Genomic DNA, 20,052 nt, shown 5'->3' on the forward strand with positions numbered 1-20,052 from the left:
TTGCACAAGCAAAGAAGCGCTTCTCAGCAGCCGAAGGCTGATCAAAGTACCTCGCCGCAAGGCGAAAGCCCTTGCAGTTGCCTCAAGCTCGAGGCTATGTAGACCGGCTTTAGCGTCAATGGGGAACAGCACGCCAGAGCGAGACCGGGCTTGGCCGGGTCTCGCCCCGCTCAGTCGGCCAGCCCGCGCAGCAGATCGTTGACGCTGGTCTTGCTGCGGGTCTTGGCGTCGACCTGCTTGACGATCACCGCGCAGTACAGCGAGTGCGAGCCGTCCTTGGACGGCAGTTGTCCGGACACCACCACGCTGTAAGGCGGCACGTAGCCGTAGGAGATCTCGCCGGTGGCGCGGTTGTAGATGCGCGTGCTCTGGCCCAGGAACACGCCCATGCCGATCACGCTGTGGTGGCCGACCACCACGCCCTCCACCACTTCCGAACGCGCGCCGATGAAGCAGTGGTCCTCGATGATGGTGGGGCTGGCCTGCAGCGGCTCGAGCACGCCGCCGATGCCGGCGCCGCCGGACAGGTGGCAGTGCTTGCCGATCTGCGCGCAGGAACCGACCGTGGCCCAGGTGTCGACCATGGTGCCCTCGCCCACGTGCGCGCCGATGTTGGTGAAGCTCGGCATCAGCACCACATCCTTGCCGAAGTAGCTGCCGCGGCGCGCCACCGCGCCCGGCACCACACGCACGCCGGCCTTGCGGAACTCGGCTTCGTGATAGCCGGCGAAGCGCGCTTCGACCTTGTCCCAGAACGGCGCCGGTTGCGCTTCCACCACGGCCATCTCGTTGACCCGGAAGTACAGCAGCACCGCCTTCTTCAGCCACTCGTTGACCTTCCAGCCGCCGTGCCCGTCCGGCTCGGCGACGCGGAACTCGCCGCTTTCCAGGCCGTCGATGACGCGATTGACCACCGGCCGGGTCGATCCTTCGATCTCGTCCAGGGTCAGCGTGGCGCGGCGCTCGAAGGCGCTGTCGATGGTGAACTTCAGCTCGTCGGCGCTGGGCACGGCGAGCGGCTTGGCGCGCAGCGGCTTCGGTGCGGGCTTGGCGGGCTTGGCCGCCGCGGTCGGCGCCGCAGGCGTCGCGGCAGCCGGCTTCTTTGGGGCCGTCTTCTTGGGGGCCGGCGTCTTGGCAGCGGACTTCTTGGCGGCAGGCTTCTTGGTGGCCATCAGCGGGGGTCTCCAGGCGGGGTATCGGGGTCCAGGCAGGCCTGCAGCGCGGCCTGCAACGCCTGGCGGGCGGCGTCGGGCAACGGCAGGTTGTGCTCGTCGGTGATGTGGAACAGATCCTCGGCACGCTCGCCGAAGGTGGCGATGCGCGCGTCGTGCACGCGCAGGTGCTGCCGACGCAGCACCTGGGCCACGTCCGACAGCAGCCCGGGGCGATCCGGTGCGACCAGGCTGAGCCGGGTCAGGCGGCCGTCGAGGCTCTGGCGGAACTCGATGCGCGGGGCGAAACGGAAATGCCGCAGCTGGCGCGGCACCACCCGCCGCGCCGGGCGCAGCCGCGCCAGGTCGCCGGCCAGCGCCTCGCGCAGCCCCGCCTGCAACTGCGCGATGTCGCCGCTGGCGAAGGCGTCGGCGGGCATCACCTCGAAGGTGTCGAAGATCGCGTCGTGCGGGGCGTCGAGCACGCGCGCGCGATGGATACCGTAGCCCAGCCGGTCCAGGGTCATCACGATCGCAGCGAACAGGCCGTCGCGGTCCGGCGAGTACACGAACACTTCCAGCGCCGCGTCGTCCGGGGTGACCGGGCGCACCTTGACCAGCGTCTCGCCGAGTTCCACCTCCATCAGCGAGGTCGCCTGCCAGGCCAGTTGCTCGGGGCGGAAGCGCAGGAAGCTTTCGTCCGGCATGCCGGCGAACTGGCGGTCGATGATGGCGTCGTCGTGGCCCTGCAGGTGCATCAGCGCACGCGTGGCCTCGCGCGACTCCTGCAGGCGCTCGGCCACCGGCAGCGGGTGCTCCAGGCCCTCGCGCAGCGCGCGGCGCGCGGCGAAGTACAGGTCGGCCAGCAACCGGTCCTTCCAGGCGTTCCACAGCTTGGGGCTGGTGCCGGCGATGTCGGCGCAGGTCAGCAGGTACAGATGGTCCAGCCGCTCGCGGTCGCCGACCAGGCTGGCGAAGCGATGGATCACCTCCGGATCGGCGATGTCCTGCTTCTGCGCGGTCACCGACATGCGCAGGTGCTGTTCGACCAGCCAGGCCACCAGGTCGGTGTCGGCGGCGCTGAGCGCATGCGCGGCGCAGAACGCGCGCGCATCCACCGCGCCCAGCTCCGAGTGGTCGCCGCCGCGGCCCTTGGCGATGTCGTGGAACAGACCGGCCAGCAGCAGCAGTTCCGGCTTGCGCAGCCGCGGCCAGACTTCATGCGCGATCGAGAAGCGTTCGTCGGCGCGCGCGTTGGCGAACACCGCCATGTTCTTCAGCACCATCAGCGTGTGCTGGTCGACCGTGTACACATGGAACAGGTCGAACTGCATGCGCCCGGACACCTGCGCGAACGCCGGGATCCACTGCCCGAGCACGCCCAGCCGCGCCATCCGGGTCAGCGTCTGCACCGCGCGCGGGCCGCGCAACAGGGCCAGGAAGCGCTCGCGCGCGGTCGGGCTGGCGCTGGCGTAGGCCGGCAGATGCGGCAGCGCCTCGGCCAGCGCGCGCGCGGTCAGCGAATGCAGGCCGCGGATCTCGCCGTGTGCGGCCCAGGTGGCGAACAGCGCGAACACCTGCACCGGATCGGCCTGCGGCCAGCGCTCGTCGTCGGCAGCCAGGTAGCCGCGGCGCAACGAGAAACCGCCGTCCAGGGGCTGCGGCTGCGCCTCGCCGTCGAACTGTTCCTCGAAGCGCTGCAGCAGCCGGTCGCTGAGCCGGCGCACGATCGCCGCGCTGCGGTAGAAGCGCTGCATCATCTTTTCGACGCCCAGGCTCTCGACGTCGTCGGAGAACCCCAGGCGCTGCGCCAGGGTCTTCTGGTAATCGAAGCGCAAGCGCTCTTCCGGGCGGTTGGCGACCAGGTGCAGCCCGTAGCGCAACCGCGCCAGTTCGCGGCGCTCGCGGCGCAACGCGGCGGCCTCGTCGCCGCCGACGTGGCCCAGCCCGATCAACGGCTCCAGGTCGCGCACGCCGAACGCACGTAGCGCCATCCAGCCCAGCGTATGCAGGTCGCGCAGGCCGCCGGGGCCGTCCTTGATGTCCGGCTCCAGGTTGTCGGCGGTATCGCCGAAGCGCTGGTGGCGGGCCTGCAGTTCCTCGCGCTTGGCCATGAAGAACTCGCGCGGCGGCCATACCCGCTGCGGCGCGATGGCGGCCGCCAGCGCCGCCTTGGCAGCGGCATCGGCCTGCAGCGGACGCGCCTCGATCAACGCGGTCAGCACGGTCTGGTCGGCGCAGGCCGCGGTGCACTGCACGGCCGAGCGCACCGCATGACTGACCGGCACGCCGGCATCCCACAGCAGCGGGAACAGCCGCGCCAGCGCCGGTTCGTACACGGGGTCGAGCTCGCCGAACACCAACAGGTCGATGTCCGAACGCGGGAACAGTTCGCCGCGGCCATAGCCGCCGACCGCGAACAGCGCCAGCCCGGCCTCGCGCGGCACGCAGCGGCTCCAGGCGTGGCGAATCAGTTGATCAAGCGCGCGCGCGCGCAACGCCAGCAGGCGGTCGATGTCGTCGCCCTGGTCGAAGCGCTTGCTCAGCCGCGCATCGGTCTGCGCCAGCAATTGCCGGACCGCGGCGGCCCAGCCAGCGTCGTCGACACCGGCGTCGGGCATGCCGGCATCAGCGCCGGCCGGCAGCAGGCTCACGGTTCGCCGAGGCCGCCCGGCGACAGGGTCAGCACCTCCACCCCATCCTCGGTGACCGCGACCATGTGCTCCCATTGCGCCGAGAGCTTGTGGTCCTTGGTCACCACGGTCCAGCCGTCCGGCAGCACGCGGGTGTAGCGCGTGCCTTCGTTGATCATCGGCTCGATGGTGAAGGTCATGCCCGGCTTCAGCACCAGGCCATCGCCCGGCCGGCCGTAGTGCAGCACCTGCGGCTCGTCGTGGTAGACCTTGCCGATGCCGTGGCCGCAGTACTCGCGCACCACGCTGAAGCGCTCGCTCTCGGCATACTGCTGGATGGCATGGCCGATGTCGCCGAGCGTGGCGCCCGGCTTCACCGCGCGGATGCCGCGCCACATCGCCTCGTAGGTGGCCTCGATCAGGCGCCGCGCCATCACCGAGGGGGTGCCCGCGCAGTACATGCGGCTGGTGTCGCCATGCCAGCCGTCCTTGATCACGGTGACGTCGATGTTGACGATGTCGCCGTCCTTGAGGACCTTGCTCTCACTGGGGATGCCGTGGCAGATCACGTTGTTCACCGACGTGCACACGGTCTTCGGAAAGCCGCGATAGCCGACGTTGGCCGGCACCGCCTGCTGCACCTTGACGATATGGTCGTGGCAGATGCGGTCCAGCTCGGCGGTGGTGACGCCGGGCTTCACGTACGGGCCGATCAGGTCCAGTACCTCGGCGGCCAGGCGGCCGGCCACGCGCATCTTCTCGATGTCCTGCGGAGTTTTCAGATTGACGGTCATGGTCGTCATTATCGCTCATCCAGGCGCTGGCTGAACGCGCTGGGCGATTCAGCAGTTTTCCGGCGCGGCGACGAGCCGACGTCGCCCTCACCGGACTGAACGCGATGTCGTGTGGTTGCCATCTCACGTGAAACCTGGATGACGATCCAATAAAACGTGAACTGGCCCGCAGTTTGCAGCAGGAGCGACACCGGCGGTTGTCCGCCCTCATCGAAGAACCCTGCCATGTACCTCTTCCATCGCGTTCTCGCCTTCCTCGTGCTGTTCGCCGCCGGGACCGGCTTGGCCTGGGCCCAGTCCGACTCGCGCACCTTCAACGTCAAGATCCAGATCACCAGCGTCTGCGACATCCAGACCGCGCCCACCGATGTCGATTTCGGCAGCGTCAATTCCACCCAGACCGCGATCAACAGCACCGGCACCTTGAACGTGCGCTGCACCTCCGGTACGCCGTACAACATCGCGCTCAACGCCGGTTCCGGCTCCGGCGCCACCGTCACCACCCGCACCATGGGCAGCGCCGACGTCAGCAACACCGCGCGCGTGCCCTATGCGCTGTACCGCAATGCCGCGCGCACCCAGAACTGGGGCTCGACCATCGGCACCGACACCCAGGCCGGCACCGGCAATGGTGCAGTGCAACCGATCACCGTCTACGGCCAGGTCGCCAGCACCAACTACCCTGCCGGTTCATACAGCGACGTCGTCACCGCCACCGTCACCTGGTAACCGGAGCCGCCTGCATGCGTTTGCGACTGCATTCCTTCCTGCGCCTGCCGGCGCTCGCCGCGCTGTGGCTGGCGGCTGGCGCGGCCGTCGCCGCGAGCCTGCAGGTGGCACCGACATCGGTGTCCCTGCGTGCCGAGGAGACCGCGCAGGGCGTCTGGCTGAGCAACAGCGGCGATGTGCCGCTGCGTGCACAGGTGCGCGTGTTCCGCTGGCAGCAGCGCGACGGCGAGGATGTGCTCGACCCCAGCGACCGCATCGCGCTCAGCCCGCCGATGCTGGAACTGGCGCCGCACGCGCGGCAGCTGGTCCGCGTGATCCGCCTGGATCCCGCGCCCGGTACCGGCGAGGACGCCTACCGCATCCTGGTCGACGAATTGCCCAGCCAGGACGCCAGCGGCAACACCAGCGCCGGGCTGCAGTTCGTGCTGCGCTATTCGGTGCCGGTGTTCCTCAAGCCGGCTGTGGCCACCGCGCCGGTACTGCACGCGCGACTGGTCCGCGACGGCGCGGGTGCGGCGCTGGAAGTGGTCAACCAGGGCAACGGCCACGCGCAGCTGGTGGACCTGCAGTTCGTCGCCGGCGATGGCCGGCGCAGCGCCATCGCCGATGGCCTGGCCGGCTACGTGCTGCCGGGCCAGCGCAAGCGCTGGCCGCTGCCGGCAACGCTGGCGCAGACACAGGGAACGTTCGAGGCAAGGATCAATGGCGAACCGCGCGCGCAGTCGCTGGTCGTGGACGCCGCGGCGCCCTGAGCTGCTGCTGGCCCTGTGGGCCGGCACCGCCGCGCTCGCCGTCGCCCAGCCTCAACCTCCCGCCCCGCCCCAGGCCGCTGCACCGGCACAGGAGACCCTGTACCTGGAGGTCACCCTGAACCAGACCCGCCAGCCCGGCCTGTTCCAGTTCCAGCGCGACGGCGAGCAACTGCGCGCCACTGCCGCGACCCTGCGCCAGCTCGGCCTGCGCGTGGACGGCGGCGACGCCAGCGCGGCGATCGCCCTGGGCGAGCTGGACGGCGTGCGCTTCCGCTACGACGCCGGCCTGCAGCAGGTGGCCATCGACGCGCCGGTGGCGCTGCTCGACGTCGCCACCACCCGGATCGACGCGCGCGGCGGCGTGCCGTCGCTGCCGGCGACCAGTTCGCCCGGCGCCCTGCTCGACTACGACCTCTATGCCAGCCGCCAGGGCGGCGCCAGCAATCTCACCGCCAGCGGCGAACTGCGCGTGTTCGGCCTGGGCGATGGCCTGCTGCGGCAATCCTTCATCGGCCGGCTGTATCGCGAGCCGCAGCGCGACTGGCGCGCCCAGGCGATCCGCCTGGACACGCAGTGGCAATGGTCGTTGCCCGATCGCATGACCAGCGTGGTGCTGGGCGACACCTTCAGCAGCAGCACCAGTTGGAGCCGCACGCTGCGTCTGGGCGGGGTACGCGTGGGCAGCGACTTCGGCCTGCAGCCGTACCGCGCGATCACCCCGTTGCCGGAATTCCTCGGCGAAGTGGCGGTGCCGTCCAGCGTGGATCTATACGTCAACGGCATCCGCCAGTACGGCGCGCAGTTGCCGGCCGGGCCGTTCCAGCTGTCCGCCGCGCCCGGCGTGGACGGCGCCGGCAACGCCCAGGTGGTGATCACCGACGCCTACGGCCGCACCCGCTCGCTGGCCTTTCCGTTCTATGCGACCCAGGATCTGTTGGCCAGCGGCCTGACCGACTGGTCGCTGGCGCTGGGCCGGGTGCGCGAGGACTACGGCGTCGCCGACTTCGCCTACGCCGGCGACACGGTCGGCAGCGCCAGTTGGCGGCGCGGCGTCGGCCCGCGCTTCACCGCCGAGGCGCATGCCGAGGCCGGGGCCGGTGTGCGCAACGCCGGCGTCGGCGGCCTGTGGCTGCTGCCGCGCGCCGGCGTGTTCGGCGCCTCGCTGGCGCACGGCGGCGCGGCCGGCCAGCAAGGCCTGCAATACGCGCTCAGCTACCGCTGGAACAACGGCCGCTTCAACCTGGCGATGGACACCCAGCGTGCGCAACCCGGCTACCGCGACGTGGCCGCGCGCTACGGCGCCGCGCCGCCGCGGGTCAGCGAGCGCGCCCTGTTCGGCAGCACCTGGGACGGCGTCGGCAACATCGCCCTGAGCTATGTGCGTTTGGCCTACCCCGACAGCGGCGACCAGCGCTATGCCAGCCTGTTCTGGACCCGTGCCCTGGCACGGCAATCGTCGCTGAACCTGAGCATCAACCAGAATCTGGACCAGGCCAGCGACCGCAGCGTGTACCTGGGCTGGTCGATCGCACTGGATGGCCGCCGCCAGGCCGGCGTCGCCGTGCAACGCATCGGCGCGCGCACCAGTGCGACGGCCGACCTCAGCCAGGCGGCCGCGGCCGACGGCGGCAGCGGCTGGCGGCTGCAGGCGCGCGGCGGGCAGGATGGCGGCGGCGGCTTGGCGGAAGCGAGCTGGCGCAGCGCCAGCGCCCGCTATGCCGGCGGTATCGCCAGCGCCGGCGGCCAGAGCTACGGCTATGCCGAGGCGGCCGGCGGCCTGGCCTGGATCGGTGGCGGTTGGTTCCGTGGCCGCGATCTCGACCAGGCCTTCGCCCTGGTCTCCACCGGCGGCGTCGCCGACGTCCCGGTGTTGCTGGAGAACCGGCCGATCGGCCGCACCGATGCGCGCGGCTTCCTGCTGGTCACGCCGCTGCTGGCCTGGCAGCACAATCGCCTGTCCATCGATCCGATGCGGCTGTCGCCGGAACTGCGGCCGGAGCAGGTCGACCAGATCGTGGTGCCGCGCGACCGCACCGGGGTGGTGGTGGCGTTTCCGATCCGCCACAGCGACGGAGTGCTGGTGCAGTTGCACGATGCCGCCGACGCGCCACTGCCGGTGGGCAGCCGGCTGCGTGGGCCGGGCATCGACACGGTGGTCGGCTACGATGGCCAGGCCTATGTGGAAGGACTCAGGCCCGGCCGCAACGACCTGGAGGTGGACATGCACGGCAGCCGTTGCCGGTTGCGGATCGAACGCGCGATGCAAGCGCCGCCCACGCGGTTGGGTCCACTGCGCTGCCTGCCGGAGACCATGCCATGAACGCGCGCGTCTGGCGGATGCTGCTGCCGGCGCTGCTGCTGGCCGCCACGGCGCTGCTGCCGTCGCGCGCCGCGGCCACCACCACCTGTACCGCACAGGCCACCGCGCTCAGCTTCGGCACCCTCTCCGACAGCGCCGCCACCGACGCCACCGCGCAGATCCTGGTGACCTGCCAGACCGGCGCACTGAGCATCCTGGGCACCATCTACGTGCGCATGTGCCTGAACATCGGCGAGGGCGCGCAAGGCGCAGGCCTTGGCATCACCCCGCGGCGCATGCTCAACCCGCTCAACGACAGCCTCGGCTTCCAGCTCTACCGCGACAGCGCGCGCAGCCTGATCTGGGGCAGCGCCCTGAGCGGCTCCACCCCACTGCAGGTGGACCTCACCTATTCGTCGCTGGCGACCGGCGGCACCGGCAACGCCACCTACACCATCTACGCGCGGGTACCGCTGCAGAGCGGCATCGCCACCGGGCTGTACCAGAACAGCTTCAGCGGGGTGTACACCAACCTGCAGTACCGCTACGACGAACCGCTGATCGGCAACCCCGCGGTGATACCCGCCTCCTGCACCACCGGCGGCAAGGGCGGCGGCACCTCGGTGCAGTTCCCGTTCGTGACCACCGCCACCGCCGCGCCGACCTGTACCATCGCCAGCATCGCCGACCTGGATTTCGGCAATCAGTCGGGCCTGATCGACAACCCGCTGAACTACACCACCGCGCTCAGCATGAACTGCCGCGCCCGCACCGCCTGGCAGGTGAGCCTGGACAACGGCCAGAACGCCAGCGGCAACGTGCGCCGCATGCGCAGCGCCAGCGGCCAGTACCTGACCTACGAGCTGTACCGCGACGCTGCACGCACCCAGCGCTGGGGCAGCACCCTGAACAGCGACACCCAGACCGGCACCGGGACCGGCAGCGCGCAGTCGCTGACCCTGTACGGGCAGGTCCCGGCCCGGCAGACCCCCGCCCCGGGGAGCTACAGCGACGTGGTCAAGGTCACCGTCACCTACTGAGGCCTGAACGGCGCCGTCGCGCCGGTCAAGTTACCGCGACCCGGGCCGTTATCGGCTGTGTCCGCCCCGGAGTCCGACTTGATGACCGTGCCGTTCCTGCGACCGCTGCTGCTGGCGAGCCTGTGCGTGGCCGGCACCGATGCGGCGGCGCAGCCCGCCGTCGGCACCGGCGGCGCCCTGTTGCGGATCGGCATCCGCATCGAGCGCAGTTGCGAGGTCGGTGCACCGGCCCGCGCGCAGCCCGGGGCGCTGCCGAGCGTCGCCTGCAACCGCCCGCTGGCCTATCAGGTCAACATCGACGGCGCGCCCGCGCCCAGTGTCGGAACCGCGCTGGCGTTGAGTCTGTCCGCGGCAGGGGCCGCGCCGCGCGGCCCGGCGCGCTACGCCACGGTCGCGTTCTAGTGGGCGGCGCCCGCCGAGTGCGCACGCGCCCGCTGCTGACGCTGCTGCTGGCGCTGGCCGGCAGCGCCGACGCGGCCGGGGTGCGGATCAGCCCGACCCTGGTGCAGTTGGCGCCGCAGGAGACCAGCACCGAGATCTGGCTGAGCAACACCCAGGACCGCCCCTGGCAGGCGCAGGTCCAGGTGTACCGGTGGCGGCAGACCGACGGGATGGACGATCTGGAGAGCACCGACGAGGTCCGCGCCAGCCCGCAATCGATCGATATCCCGTCGCAGGGACGGCAACTGCTGCGACTGGTGCGTACCGGCCGCGCCAGCGCCGAAGAAGCCGCCTACCGCCTGGTGCTGGAGGAACGCGCCACGCCGCCCGACGCCGCCGCGCCGGGCGCGCCCCTGCTGCTGCGCTATTCCACACCGGTGTTCCTGAGCGCGCCGGATCCGGCAGCCGCACCGCGCCTCAGCGCCCATCTGATCGCCGGCGCGCATGGGCCGGAACTGGTGGTACACAATCACGGCAGCGCCCATGCCAGGCTCAGCGACCTGAGCTTCGTCGGCGCCGACGGCCACACCCTGGCCCTGTTCCCCAGCCTCGCCGGCTACGTCCTGGCCGGCGCCTACAAGCGCTGGCCGTTGCCGGCCGCCGCGGCCGCCCCCGGCGGCCGCTTCGCGGCCAGGCTCGACGAGCAGGCCCCGCTGCAGCCGCTGCCGGCCGAGTGAGCCGCGCGGCGCATTGCGCCACCGCCTTCCGCCAGGTATAGTGCGCGGCTTCGTCGTGCCTGTCATGGGCCGATGGACCGTCCACGCCGGACGCACCGGCGAATTCACACCTGCTGCCATCGCCCGTGCCGGGGTGCTCCGCAAGGAGTTCGGCCACGGAGACAGTAGGGAGGCCCAACCCCGGAATCGTCGTGCGGACCCACAAGGCCGCCGTCATGCGCGCGCTTCACCCATTCCTGCCCGCGCACGGCCGGTTCCCCATCAGGAGTCACTGCAATGCCCCAGGTCACCATGCGTCAGATGCTGGAAGCCGGCGTCCACTTCGGCCACCAGACCCGCTACTGGAACCCCAAGATGGCGCCGTACATCTTCGGCGCGCGCGGCAAGATCCACATCATCAACCTCGAGAAGACGGTTCCGCTGTTCAACGACGCGATGAACTTCATCTCCAGCGTCGCGCAGAAGCGCGGCACCATCCTGTTCCTGGGCACCAAGCGCAGCGCCCGCGACGCGGTGAAGGAAGAAGCCGAGCGTTGCGGCCAGCCGTTCATGACCCAGCGCTGGCTGGGCGGCACGCTGACCAACTTCCGCACCGTCAAGCAGTCGGTGGCGCGCCTGAAGGAGCTGGAAGCGGCCGAGACCGACGGCACCTTCGACAAGCTGGTCAAGCACGAAGTGCTGACCCTGCGCCGCGAGCGCGACAAGCTGGAAGCCTCGCTGGGCGGCATCAAGGAAATGAACCGCCTGCCCGACGCCCTGTTCGTCATCGACATCGGCCATGAAGACATCGCCATCAAGGAAGCCAAGAAGCTCGGCATCCCGGTGATCGCGGTGGTCGACACCAACTACAACCCGGACCTGGTGGACTACGCCATCCCGGGCAACGACGACGCCATCCGTGCCGTGCAGCTGTACGCCCGTGCCGCCGCCGACGCCGTGCTGGAAGGCAAGGCCGCTGCGCCGAACGCCGCCAGCGTGCGCGAGGAAGAGTTCGCCGAGGGCGGCGACGACAAGGGCCGCGGCCCGCGCAAGAACGGCAAGAAGGCCGAAGAGACCGCTCCCGCCGCCGAGTAACCGGCGCGCCATGCGGCTGCGCGATCATGCGCAGCCGCCGCCCGGCGCGTTCGGCGCGCCCGGCTTCGCGAGCGCCGCCTGCGGCGCCCGCTTCCCAGATCTTCCGGCCGGCCGCAAGCCGGCCTTTTCCCACCTTTCGTGAGGACATCCCGTGGAAATCACTGCTTCCCTGGTCAAGGAACTGCGCGAGCGCACCGGCGCCGGCATGATGGAGTGCAAGAAGGCGCTCACCGAGAACGCCGGCAACATCGACAACGCCGCCGAGTGGCTGCGCAAGTCGGGCCTGGCAAAGGCCGACAAGAAGGCCGACCGCGTCGCCGCCGAAGGCCGCATCGCGATGGCCCAGGACGGCGGCAAGGCCGTCCTGGTCGAAATCAACTCCGAGACCGACTTCGTCGCCAAGGACAACAACTTCCTGGCCTTCACCGACGCCGTGGTCCAGGCTGCGCTGACCTCCGGCGCCGCCGACGTCGAAGCGCTGAAGAGCGCCAAGCTGCCCGGCGGCGAGACCGTGGAGGAAGCCCGCGCCGCGGTCATCGCCAAGGTCGGCGAGAACGTGCAGGTGCGCCGCCTGGTGCGCATCGACAGCGCCAACAACGTCGCCGCCTACGTGCACGGCGGCCGCATCGGCGTGCTGGTCGAGGTCAAGGGCGGCGACGCCGACCTGGCCCGCGGCATCGCCATGCACATCGCGGCGATGAACCCGCCGCACGTCAAGGCGTCCGACGTGCCGGCCGAGTTCGTGGCCAAGGAAAAGGAAATCGAGCTGGCCAAGATGTCGGAGAAGGACAAGGCCAAGCCGGCCGACATCCTGGAGAAGATCATCAGCGGCAAGATCGCCAAGATCGTCAACGAGGTCACCCTGTACGGCCAGCCCTACGTGCTGAACACCGACCAGACCGTGGAGCAGGCGGTGAAGGCCGCCGGCGCCGACGTGGTCGGCTTCCAGCGCCTGGCCGTGGGCGAAGGCATCGAGAAGGTGGTGGAAGACTACGCCGCAGAAGTGATGAAGCAGGCCGGCCTGGCCTGATCCCGCGCCCGGGAAGAAAAGAGCCGCGCACTGTCGCGGCTTTTTTTTTGCGGGTGTACGCTGCGCGGGCCGGGACAGGCCGCTGCCCCAACCCTCATTCCATGCCGTATCGGAAGTGCATGCATCCTGAACTCGAAGCGATCCTGAGTCACTCCCGCGACCTGCCCTCGCCGCCCGGCGTTGCCCTGCGCATCATCGAACTGGCGCAGGATGCGGACGTGGATCTCGCCGCCACCGCCGACGCCATCGCCATGGACATGGCGCTGAGCGCGCGCATGCTGCGCATCGCCAACTCGCCGCTGTACGCCAGCCGGCGCCGCGTCGACAACCTCGGCCAGGCCCTGACCATGCTCGGCCTGAACGCAGCGCTAAGCCTGGCGCTGGGCTTCTCGATGGTGCAGAGCCTGCGTGGCGGCAGCGGCGAGCCGCAGGAACGGCTGTGGCGGCGCAGCGTGCTGGCGGCGCTGGCCAGCCGCCTGCTCGGCCAGGCCGCGGGACTGCGCAAGCACGAGGAGCTGATGCTGGCCGGGCTGCTGCAGGACATGGGCGCACTGGCCCTGCTGCACGTCTGCCACGACCAGTACGCCGCGCTGCTGCGCGAGGCCGCCGGCGATCCGCAGCGGCTGAGCGCGCTGGAGCGCGAACACCTGGGCGCCGACCGCGCCGAAGTCGGCGCCTGGCTGGCGCAGAAATGGAAGCTGCCCAGCTACCTGCAGCGCAGCATCGGCAGCGGCGGCGACACCACGGCCGCCACCGACCCCTTCGACATCTGCGTGCGGCTGTCCGGCCCGATCGCCGACATCTGGCTCAGCAACGACCCCGAAGCCGCGCGCACCCACGCGATGCAACGCGCCTACCACGAGCTGCAGCTGGACAGCCGCCGCTTCGACGAGGTGGTCGGCCAGATCGCCGAGGCGCTGCCGGCGGTCAGCCCGATCTTCGAGGTGCGCATCGCACAGCCGGAACGGGTCGATGCGATCATCAGCCACGCGCGCGAGCTGATGGTGCTGCGCAACCTGCGCGAAGTGCAGGAAGCCAACCGCGTGCGCCAGCGTGCCGACGAGTACGAGCAGCACGCGCGGCGCCTGGCCGAACAGGCCAGCCGCGACGCCCTCACCGGCGTATTCAACCGGCACCAGCTGGACACCCTGCTCAAGCAGCAGTTCGAGCTGGCCAACCGCCACGACTGGCCGCTGTCGGTGGCCTTCATCGACCTGGACGATTTCAAGAAGATCAACGACGCGCACGGCCACCTGGTCGGCGACCAGGTGCTGCGCGCGTTCGCGCAGACCCTGCAGCCGCTGCTGCGCAGCAGCGACACCGTGGCGCGCTTCGGCGGCGAGGAGTTCCTGGTGCTGCTGCCCAACACCGGCGAGGAAGCCGCGCTCGGGGTGATGCGGCGCATCCTCGCCGAGATCGCACAGCGGCCCATGACCGAAACCAAGCAGGGGCCGCTGCACATCAGCTTCTCGGCGGGCGTGGCCACCCAGGGCGGCCGCGAGCGCTTCAACAGCGCGCAGGAGCTGCTGCAGGCGGCCGACGACATGCTGTACAGCGCCAAGCACGGCGGCCGCAACCGCGTCACCGCGCGCTCGTCCGGCGAGGCGCAACGCTGAAGCATCGCCGGCGGCACAGACGCGCTGGCGCGCATCGGCTAAAATCGTGTGGTTTGCCCGTCATCCCCCAACGAGGTCGCCATGTCCCAGCTCGCCTATCGCCGTATCCTGTTGAAACTTTCCGGCGAAGCGCTGATGGGAGACGGGGACTACGGCATCGACCCCAAGATCATCAACCGCCTCGCCCATGAGGTGATCGAGGCGCAGCAAGCCGGCGCCGAAGTGGCGCTGGTGATCGGCGGCGGCAACATCTTCCGCGGCGCCGGCCTGGCCGCCAACGGCATGGACCGGGTCACCGGCGACCACATGGGCATGCTCGCCACCGTCATCAACGCGCTGGCGATGCAGGACGCGCTGGAGAAGCTCGGCGCCAAGGTGCGGGTGATGAGCGCGATCAAGATCAACGACGTGTGCGAGGACTTCATCCGCCGCCGTGCGATCCGCCACCTGGAGAAGGGCCGCATCGCGATCTTCGCCGCCGGCACCGGCAATCCCTTCTTCACCACCGACTCCGGCGCGGCGCTGCGCGCGATCGAGATCGGCGCCGACCTGCTGCTGAAGGCGACCAAGGTCGACGGCGTGTACGACAAGGACCCGAAGAAGCACGCCGACGCGGTGCGCTTCGACAGCCTGACCTACGACGAAGTCATCGCCCGCAACCTCGAGGTGATGGACACCGCCGCCTTCGCCCTGGCCCGCGACAGCGACCTGCCGCTGCGCATCTTCAACATGGGCCAGCCCGGCGAACTGCTGAAGATCCTGCGCGGCGCCGAGATCGGCACGCTGGTGAAGGGTCGGGGCTGAAAAGCCGGGAATGGGGAATCGGGATTAGGGAATCGCAACAGCGTTGCGCACCGCAACATTGGCGCTAGCCCCGATTCTCGCAACACTGGCGTTCAGTTGGGCGCGCCGGGATGCGCCTTTGCCATTCCCCATTCCCGATTCCCCACTCCCAGCAGGCTATAATCGTCCGATTCAGATTCAGTACGGACACCGGCGATGCTCAACGAAATCAAGCAAGACGCACAGACCCGCATGGCCAAGAGCATCGACGCGCTGCGTCATACGCTCGTCAAGGTGCGCACCGGCCGCGCGTCGACCGCCTTGGTCGAGCACCTGAAGGTCAACTACTACGGCTCGGACATGCCGCTGAGCCAGGTCGCCAGCGTCGCCGTCGCCGATGCGCGTTCGCTGACCATCACCCCGTGGGAAAAGCAGATGGTCGGCGCGGTCGAGAAGGCGATCCTGGCCTCGGACCTGGGCCTGACCCCGAACACCGCCGGCACCACCATCCGCCTCAACCTGCCCGCGCTCACCGAGGAGCGCCGCCGCGAGCTGTCCAAGGTCGTGCACGGCGAAGGCGAGGACACCAAGGTCGCGATCCGCAACATCCGCCGCGACGCCAACCAGCAGGTCAAGGACCTGCTGAAGGACAAGAAGGTCACCGAGGACGAAGCCCGCGCCAGCGAGGACGACATCCAGAAGCTGACCGACAAGGCGATCAAGGACGTGGACGACGTGGTCAAGGGCAAGGAACAGGAACTGATGGCGGTCTGAGCCTGCGCCTGCCGGCCATGCCTTCCGACCCCGTCCCCATGTCCCTGCCCCGCCACCTGGCCATCATCATGGATGGCAACGGCCGCTGGGCGCAGCGCCGCCGCCGGCCGCGCGTGATCGGCCACCGTGCCGGCGCCCGCGCGGTCAACCGCACCATCGACTTCTGCCTGGAGCGCGGCATCGCGGCGCTGACCCTGTTCGCCTTTTCCAGCGAGAACTGGGGGCGCCCGCAGGAGGAAGTGGACGCGCTGATGAAGCTGTTCCTGCATGCACTCGACCGCGAGGTCGAGGAACTGCAGCGGCGCGGCGTGCGCGTGCGCTTCATCGGCGACCGTTCGCGCTTCGCGCCGTCGCTGTGCGAGCGCATGGCCCAGGCCGAGGCGCGCACCCGCGACAATCAGGCCCTGCACCTGTCGATCGCCGCCAGCTACGGCGGCCGCCAGGACATCGCCCTGGCCGCGCGCGCGCTGGCCGAGGACGTCGCCGCCGGGCGCCTGCGCCCGGAGCAGATCGACGAGGACGCGCTGTCGGCGCGCATGGCGCTGGCCGACCTGCCGCCGCCGGACCTGTTCATCCGCACCGGCGGCGACCTGCGCATCAGCAACTTCCTGCTGTGGCAGCTGGCCTACACCGAACTGTGGTTCACCGAGACCCTCTGGCCCGAGTTCGGTCCCGAGGTGCTGCAACAAGCCCTGGACGACTACGCCCGCCGCGAGCGGCGTTTCGGCCTCACCAGCGCGCAGGTCGCCGAAACGGCGACGGAGAACGTTTCCGCATGACCCGTACCCGCGTCATCGCCGCGCTGATCATGGCCCCGCTGGCCATCTGCGCCATCCTGCTGCTGCCGACTCAGTGGCTGGTCGCGCTGGCCGCGTTGATCTTCCTGATCGGCCTGTGGGAATGGCTGAAGCTGGCGGAAGTCGACGACACCCTGCCGCGCACCATCCTGCTGCTGCTCAACCTGCTGCTGATGGTGCTGCTGGTGTGGGCCTCGGCCGGCTCGCTGGTGCTGTTCCAGCTGACCACCCTGATCGGTGCCGGCTGGTGGTGCGTGGCCCTGCTGTGGCTGGGCTTCTACCGCTTCGGCTCCGACCACGCCACCTATGCGCGGGTGTTCAAGCTCGCCGCCGGCACCCTGGCGATCGTGCCGGCCTGGGCCGCGCTGGGTCTGATCCATGCCAGCGAGCCGAACGGCCACCGCTGGCTGCTGACCGCGCTGGCCACGGTGTGGGCCGCCGATTCCGGCGCCTATTTCGCCGGCCGCCAGTTCGGCAAGCACAAGCTGGCGCCGCGGATCAGCCCCAACAAGACCGTGGAAGGCCTGGTCGGCGGCCTGCTGGCCGGCCTGATCGTGGCCGCCGGCTTCGGCTGGCTGGCCGGGGTGACCCTGCCGCACCTGCCCGGGCTGCTGATCGTGGCCGCGGTCAGCGTGCTGGCCTCGGTGGTCGGCGACCTGTTCGAGAGCCTGCTCAAGCGCCACGTCGGCGCCAAGGACTCGGGCAACGTGATTCCCGGCCATGGCGGCGTGCTGGACCGGATCGACGGCGTGCTGGCGGCGCTGCCGATCTTCGCGCTGGGCAAGGACATCTTCGGGTTCTGAGGCCGGTGAACACGCAACCCAGCAAGGCCGCCACGGTTCGCACCATCGCCGTGCTCGGCGCCACCGGCTCGATCGGCGCCTCGGCGCTGGACGTGATCGCGCGCCATCCGCAGCGCCTGCGTGCCGGCGTGCTGGCGGCCGGTCGCAACGTCGACGCGCTGCTGGCGCTGTGCGCCACGCACCGCCCCGCGCATGCCGTGATCGCCGATCCGGCGCTGTACCCGGCGCTGCGCGACGGCCTGCGCGCGGCCGGGCTGTCGACCCAGGCCCATGCCGGCGACGCCGCGCTGGACCAGTTGGTGGCCAGCGACGCCTGCGACAGCGTGGTCGCCGCGATCGTGGGTGCCGCCGGCCTGGCCTCGACCCTGGCCGCGGCCCGCGCCGGCAAGCGCCTGCTGCTGGCCAACAAGGAAGCGCTGGTGCTGGCCGGCGAACTGGTCACCGCCGCCGCCGCCGCGGCCGGTGCCGAGATCATCCCGATCGACAGCGAGCACAACGCCATCTTCCAATGCCTGCGCTCGCGCCAGACCGGCGCCGAGGTGCGGCGGGTGCTGCTGACCGCGTCCGGCGGCCCGTTCCGCGGCTGGGACCGCGCGCGCCTGCAGACGGTGACCCCGGCGCAGGCCGTGGCGCACCCGAAGTGGTCGATGGGGCCGAAGATCTCGGTCGATTCGGCGACGTTGATGAACAAGGGCCTGGAAGTGATCGAGGCCCACCACCTGTTCGCGCTGGCGCCCGAGCGCATCGAGGTGCTGGTGCACCCGCAGAGCCTGGTGCATTCGCTGGTCGAGTTCATCGACGGTTCGACCCTGGCGCAGATGGGCCTGCCGGACATGCGCACCACCCTGGCGGTGGGTCTGGGCTGGCCGGAGCGCATCGCCTCCGGGGTCGCCGGGCTGGACCTGCTGGTGCAGGGCCGGCTGGATTTCGAGGCACCGGACCTGGACGCCTTCCCCTGCCTGGGCCTGGCCTGGCGCGCGATGCAGGCCGGCGGCAGCGCCCCGGCGATCCTGAACGCGGCCAACGAAGTGGCTGTTTCAGCCTTTCTTCAGGGCCGGATCGGTTTCCTATCGATTCCTGCGCTGGTCGAGAACGCCCTGACCGAGCTGCCTGCGGTCGCGGCCGATTCCCTGGACGCGTTGCTGGCGGCGGATGCGCACTCGCGCAAGATCACCGAACTCGCCATTGCCCGCCACTTCGCCCATGCTTGATCCCCACGCCGCCATGAGCCACGCGCATGGGTAATGTCGTCGGCTCCATCTGGTGGATGCTGGTCAGCCTGGGCATCCTGGTGACCTTCCACGAGTTCGGCCATTTCTGGGTCGCCCGCCGCTGCGGGGTCAAGGTGCTGCGCTTCTCGGTGGGCTTCGGCAAGCCGCTGTGGTCGCACTACGACCGCCACGGCACCGAGTTCGCGATCGCCGCGATCCCGCTCGGCGGCTACGTGAAGATGCTCGACGAACGCGAGGGCGAGGTCGCCCCGGCCGAGCGCGCACAGGCCTTCAACAACAAGAGCGTGTGGCAGCGCATCGCCATCGTCGCCGCCGGCCCCATCGCCAACCTGATCCTGTGCGTGGCGCTGCTGTGGGCCATGTTCGTGATCGGCAAGCAGGACTACGCGCCCATCGTCGGCCGCGCCGAGGGCCTGGCGCAGCAGGCCGGGTTCCAGCCCGGCGAGCGCATCGTCCGCGTCGGCGACCGCGACGTCGCGACCTGGAGCGAGGCTGCCATGCAGCTGACAGTGGCCGCCATGGACCGCGAGGACGTGCCGGTGCAGACCGAGGACGCGCAGGACGGCGCCAGCCATACGCGCACCCTGCGCCTGTCGCAGTTGCCGGTCGGTTTCGACGAGCAGCAGGTGCCGGCCCTGGCCGGCCTGACCTGGCGCTTCACCCTGCAGCCGGCGGTGATCGCCAATGTCGCCCCCGGCTCGGCCGCCGACGGCGTGCTGCGCCCCGGCGACCGCGTGCTGGCAGTGGACGGCACCTCGATCACCAGCGCCGACCAGGTCGCGCCACGGGTGCAGGCCCTGGGCCGCGATGGCGGCAACGGCCTGATCGAGGTCGAGCGCAACGGCGAACGGCTGGCCCTGGAGGTCCATCTCAAGCAGGCCGCCGGCCCCGGCGCGCCGACCTGGAAGCTGGGCGTCGGCATCGGCGAACAGCGCCGCCCGGCCTACGACGCCACCCTGCGCTACGGCCCGCTGGCGGCGATCCCGGTCGCCTTCCGCGAGACCGGCCGGCTGGCCGGCGACACGCTCGGCATCCTGCGCCGCATGCTGACCGGCGAGGCCTCGCTGAAGAACGTTTCCGGCCCGATCACCATCGCCAAGGTCGCCAACGTCTCGGCCAAGCAGGGCCCGGACTGGTTCCTGAATTTCCTGGCCCTGCTGTCGCTGAGCCTGGCGATCATGAACCTGCTGCCGATCCCGATCTTGGACGGCGGGCACTTGCTGTATTACCTTATCGAGTTGGTCAAGGGCAGCCCGCTGAGCGAGCGCGCCATGGCGGCAGGGCAATTCGTGGGCCTGACGTTGCTGGCTGGACTGATGGGGTTGGCGTTCTACAACGACCTCTTCGGCCAGGCGCTGCGATGACCCGTGCCGATCCACTCGACCCGCTGTCGTCTTGCGCCGGCGCCCATGCAACAACGATATCGA

The 20,052-nt window shown here is 70.2% G+C and carries 19 protein-coding genes; 15 read left to right on the forward strand and 4 right to left on the reverse strand.

Annotated features, from left to right (window positions below):
• Positions 1 to 170: 170 nt before the first annotated feature.
• The 4 genes from dapD to ACP93_RS21805 are packed head-to-tail and all read right to left on the reverse strand — an operon-like array spanning position 171 to position 4,805.
• A complete protein-coding gene (gene dapD / locus ACP93_RS13685; RefSeq protein ID WP_048491224.1) occupies positions 171 to 1,172 on the reverse strand; it encodes a 2,3,4,5-tetrahydropyridine-2,6-dicarboxylate N-succinyltransferase in 1,002 nt (333 codons plus the stop codon).
• A complete protein-coding gene (locus tag ACP93_RS13690) occupies positions 1,172 to 3,805 on the reverse strand; it encodes a [protein-PII] uridylyltransferase (protein WP_255347939.1) in 2,634 nt (877 codons plus the stop codon). Before ACP93_RS13690 ends, dapD begins: the two co-directional genes overlap by 1 nt.
• Positions 3,802 to 4,578, reverse strand: a complete 777-nt coding sequence (gene map / locus ACP93_RS13695) for a type I methionyl aminopeptidase (RefSeq protein ID WP_048491251.1) — start codon at positions 4,576 to 4,578, stop codon at positions 3,802 to 3,804. Before map ends, ACP93_RS13690 begins: the two co-directional genes overlap by 4 nt.
• An 8-nt stretch (positions 4,579 to 4,586) precedes the next feature.
• Positions 4,587 to 4,805 (reverse strand): hypothetical protein, encoded by a 219-nt coding sequence (locus ACP93_RS21805; protein WP_131721637.1) that lies wholly within the window; start codon positions 4,803 to 4,805, stop codon positions 4,587 to 4,589.
• Between ACP93_RS21805 and ACP93_RS13700 the strand changes: the two genes are divergently transcribed.
• From ACP93_RS13700 to rseP, 15 genes are all read left to right on the forward strand, one after another.
• Positions 4,804 to 5,307 carry a Csu type fimbrial protein gene (locus ACP93_RS13700; protein ID WP_048491225.1) on the forward strand — a complete coding sequence of 168 codons (504 nt, stop codon included), beginning with the start codon at positions 4,804 to 4,806 and terminating at the stop codon, positions 5,305 to 5,307. The genes ACP93_RS21805 and ACP93_RS13700 overlap by 2 nt on opposite strands.
• 14 nt (positions 5,308 to 5,321) lie before the next feature.
• Positions 5,322 to 6,059, forward strand: coding sequence for a fimbrial biogenesis chaperone (locus ACP93_RS13705; RefSeq protein WP_053069755.1), 738 nt, complete (start codon positions 5,322 to 5,324; stop codon positions 6,057 to 6,059).
• The gene (locus ACP93_RS13710) at positions 6,010 to 8,379 is read left to right on the forward strand and encodes a fimbria/pilus outer membrane usher protein (RefSeq protein WP_053069756.1); all 2,370 of its coding nucleotides are present in this window, start codon (positions 6,010 to 6,012) and stop codon (positions 8,377 to 8,379) included. Before ACP93_RS13705 ends, ACP93_RS13710 begins: the two co-directional genes overlap by 50 nt.
• Positions 8,376 to 9,398 carry a Csu type fimbrial protein gene (locus tag ACP93_RS13715; protein ID WP_048491226.1) on the forward strand — a complete coding sequence of 341 codons (1,023 nt, stop codon included), beginning with the start codon at positions 8,376 to 8,378 and terminating at the stop codon, positions 9,396 to 9,398. The genes ACP93_RS13710 and ACP93_RS13715 overlap by 4 nt, the downstream gene beginning before the upstream one ends.
• Positions 9,399 to 9,479: 81 nt before the next feature.
• Positions 9,480 to 9,800: a hypothetical protein gene (locus tag ACP93_RS13720; RefSeq protein ID WP_048491227.1), complete on the forward strand. Its 321-nt coding sequence runs from the start codon at positions 9,480 to 9,482 to the stop codon at positions 9,798 to 9,800.
• A gap of 17 nt (positions 9,801 to 9,817) precedes the next feature.
• Complete coding sequence (locus ACP93_RS13725) at positions 9,818 to 10,516, forward strand: fimbrial biogenesis chaperone (protein ID WP_106407106.1); 699 nt, start codon at positions 9,818 to 9,820, stop codon at positions 10,514 to 10,516.
• Between the two features lie 276 nt (positions 10,517 to 10,792).
• Positions 10,793 to 11,590, forward strand: coding sequence for a 30S ribosomal protein S2 (rpsB, locus tag ACP93_RS13730; protein WP_017908839.1), 798 nt, complete (start codon positions 10,793 to 10,795; stop codon positions 11,588 to 11,590).
• 151 nt (positions 11,591 to 11,741) lie between these two features.
• Complete coding sequence (gene tsf, locus ACP93_RS13735; protein ID WP_048491229.1) at positions 11,742 to 12,620, forward strand: translation elongation factor Ts; 879 nt, start codon at positions 11,742 to 11,744, stop codon at positions 12,618 to 12,620.
• Positions 12,621 to 12,739: 119 nt separating this feature from the next.
• Positions 12,740 to 14,236 (forward strand): GGDEF domain-containing protein, encoded by a 1,497-nt coding sequence (locus ACP93_RS13740; RefSeq protein WP_048491230.1) that lies wholly within the window; start codon positions 12,740 to 12,742, stop codon positions 14,234 to 14,236.
• Between the two features lie 81 nt (positions 14,237 to 14,317).
• On the forward strand, positions 14,318 to 15,040 hold the full coding sequence (gene pyrH / locus ACP93_RS13745) for a UMP kinase (protein WP_010344040.1): 723 nt from the start codon (positions 14,318 to 14,320) through the stop codon (positions 15,038 to 15,040).
• Between the two features lie 195 nt (positions 15,041 to 15,235).
• The gene (frr, locus tag ACP93_RS13750; RefSeq protein ID WP_048491231.1) at positions 15,236 to 15,793 is read left to right on the forward strand and encodes a ribosome recycling factor; all 558 of its coding nucleotides are present in this window, start codon (positions 15,236 to 15,238) and stop codon (positions 15,791 to 15,793) included.
• A gap of 38 nt (positions 15,794 to 15,831) precedes the next feature.
• On the forward strand, positions 15,832 to 16,572 hold the full coding sequence (uppS, locus tag ACP93_RS13755) for a polyprenyl diphosphate synthase (RefSeq protein ID WP_048491232.1): 741 nt from the start codon (positions 15,832 to 15,834) through the stop codon (positions 16,570 to 16,572).
• On the forward strand, positions 16,569 to 17,393 hold the full coding sequence (locus ACP93_RS13760) for a phosphatidate cytidylyltransferase (RefSeq protein WP_048491233.1): 825 nt from the start codon (positions 16,569 to 16,571) through the stop codon (positions 17,391 to 17,393). Before uppS ends, ACP93_RS13760 begins: the two co-directional genes overlap by 4 nt.
• Before the next feature lie 5 nt (positions 17,394 to 17,398).
• The gene (dxr, locus tag ACP93_RS13765; RefSeq protein WP_082143471.1) at positions 17,399 to 18,604 is read left to right on the forward strand and encodes a 1-deoxy-D-xylulose-5-phosphate reductoisomerase; all 1,206 of its coding nucleotides are present in this window, start codon (positions 17,399 to 17,401) and stop codon (positions 18,602 to 18,604) included.
• A gap of 26 nt (positions 18,605 to 18,630) precedes the next feature.
• Entirely contained in the window at positions 18,631 to 19,989 is a 1,359-nt protein-coding gene (rseP, locus tag ACP93_RS13770) for an RIP metalloprotease RseP (protein WP_048491234.1), read from the forward strand.
• Positions 19,990 to 20,052: the final 63 nt, after the last annotated feature.

Origin of the sequence: Xanthomonas sp. NCPPB 1128, from assembly GCF_001043115.1 — a bacterium.
GTDB lineage: Bacteria > Pseudomonadota > Gammaproteobacteria > Xanthomonadales > Xanthomonadaceae > Xanthomonas_A.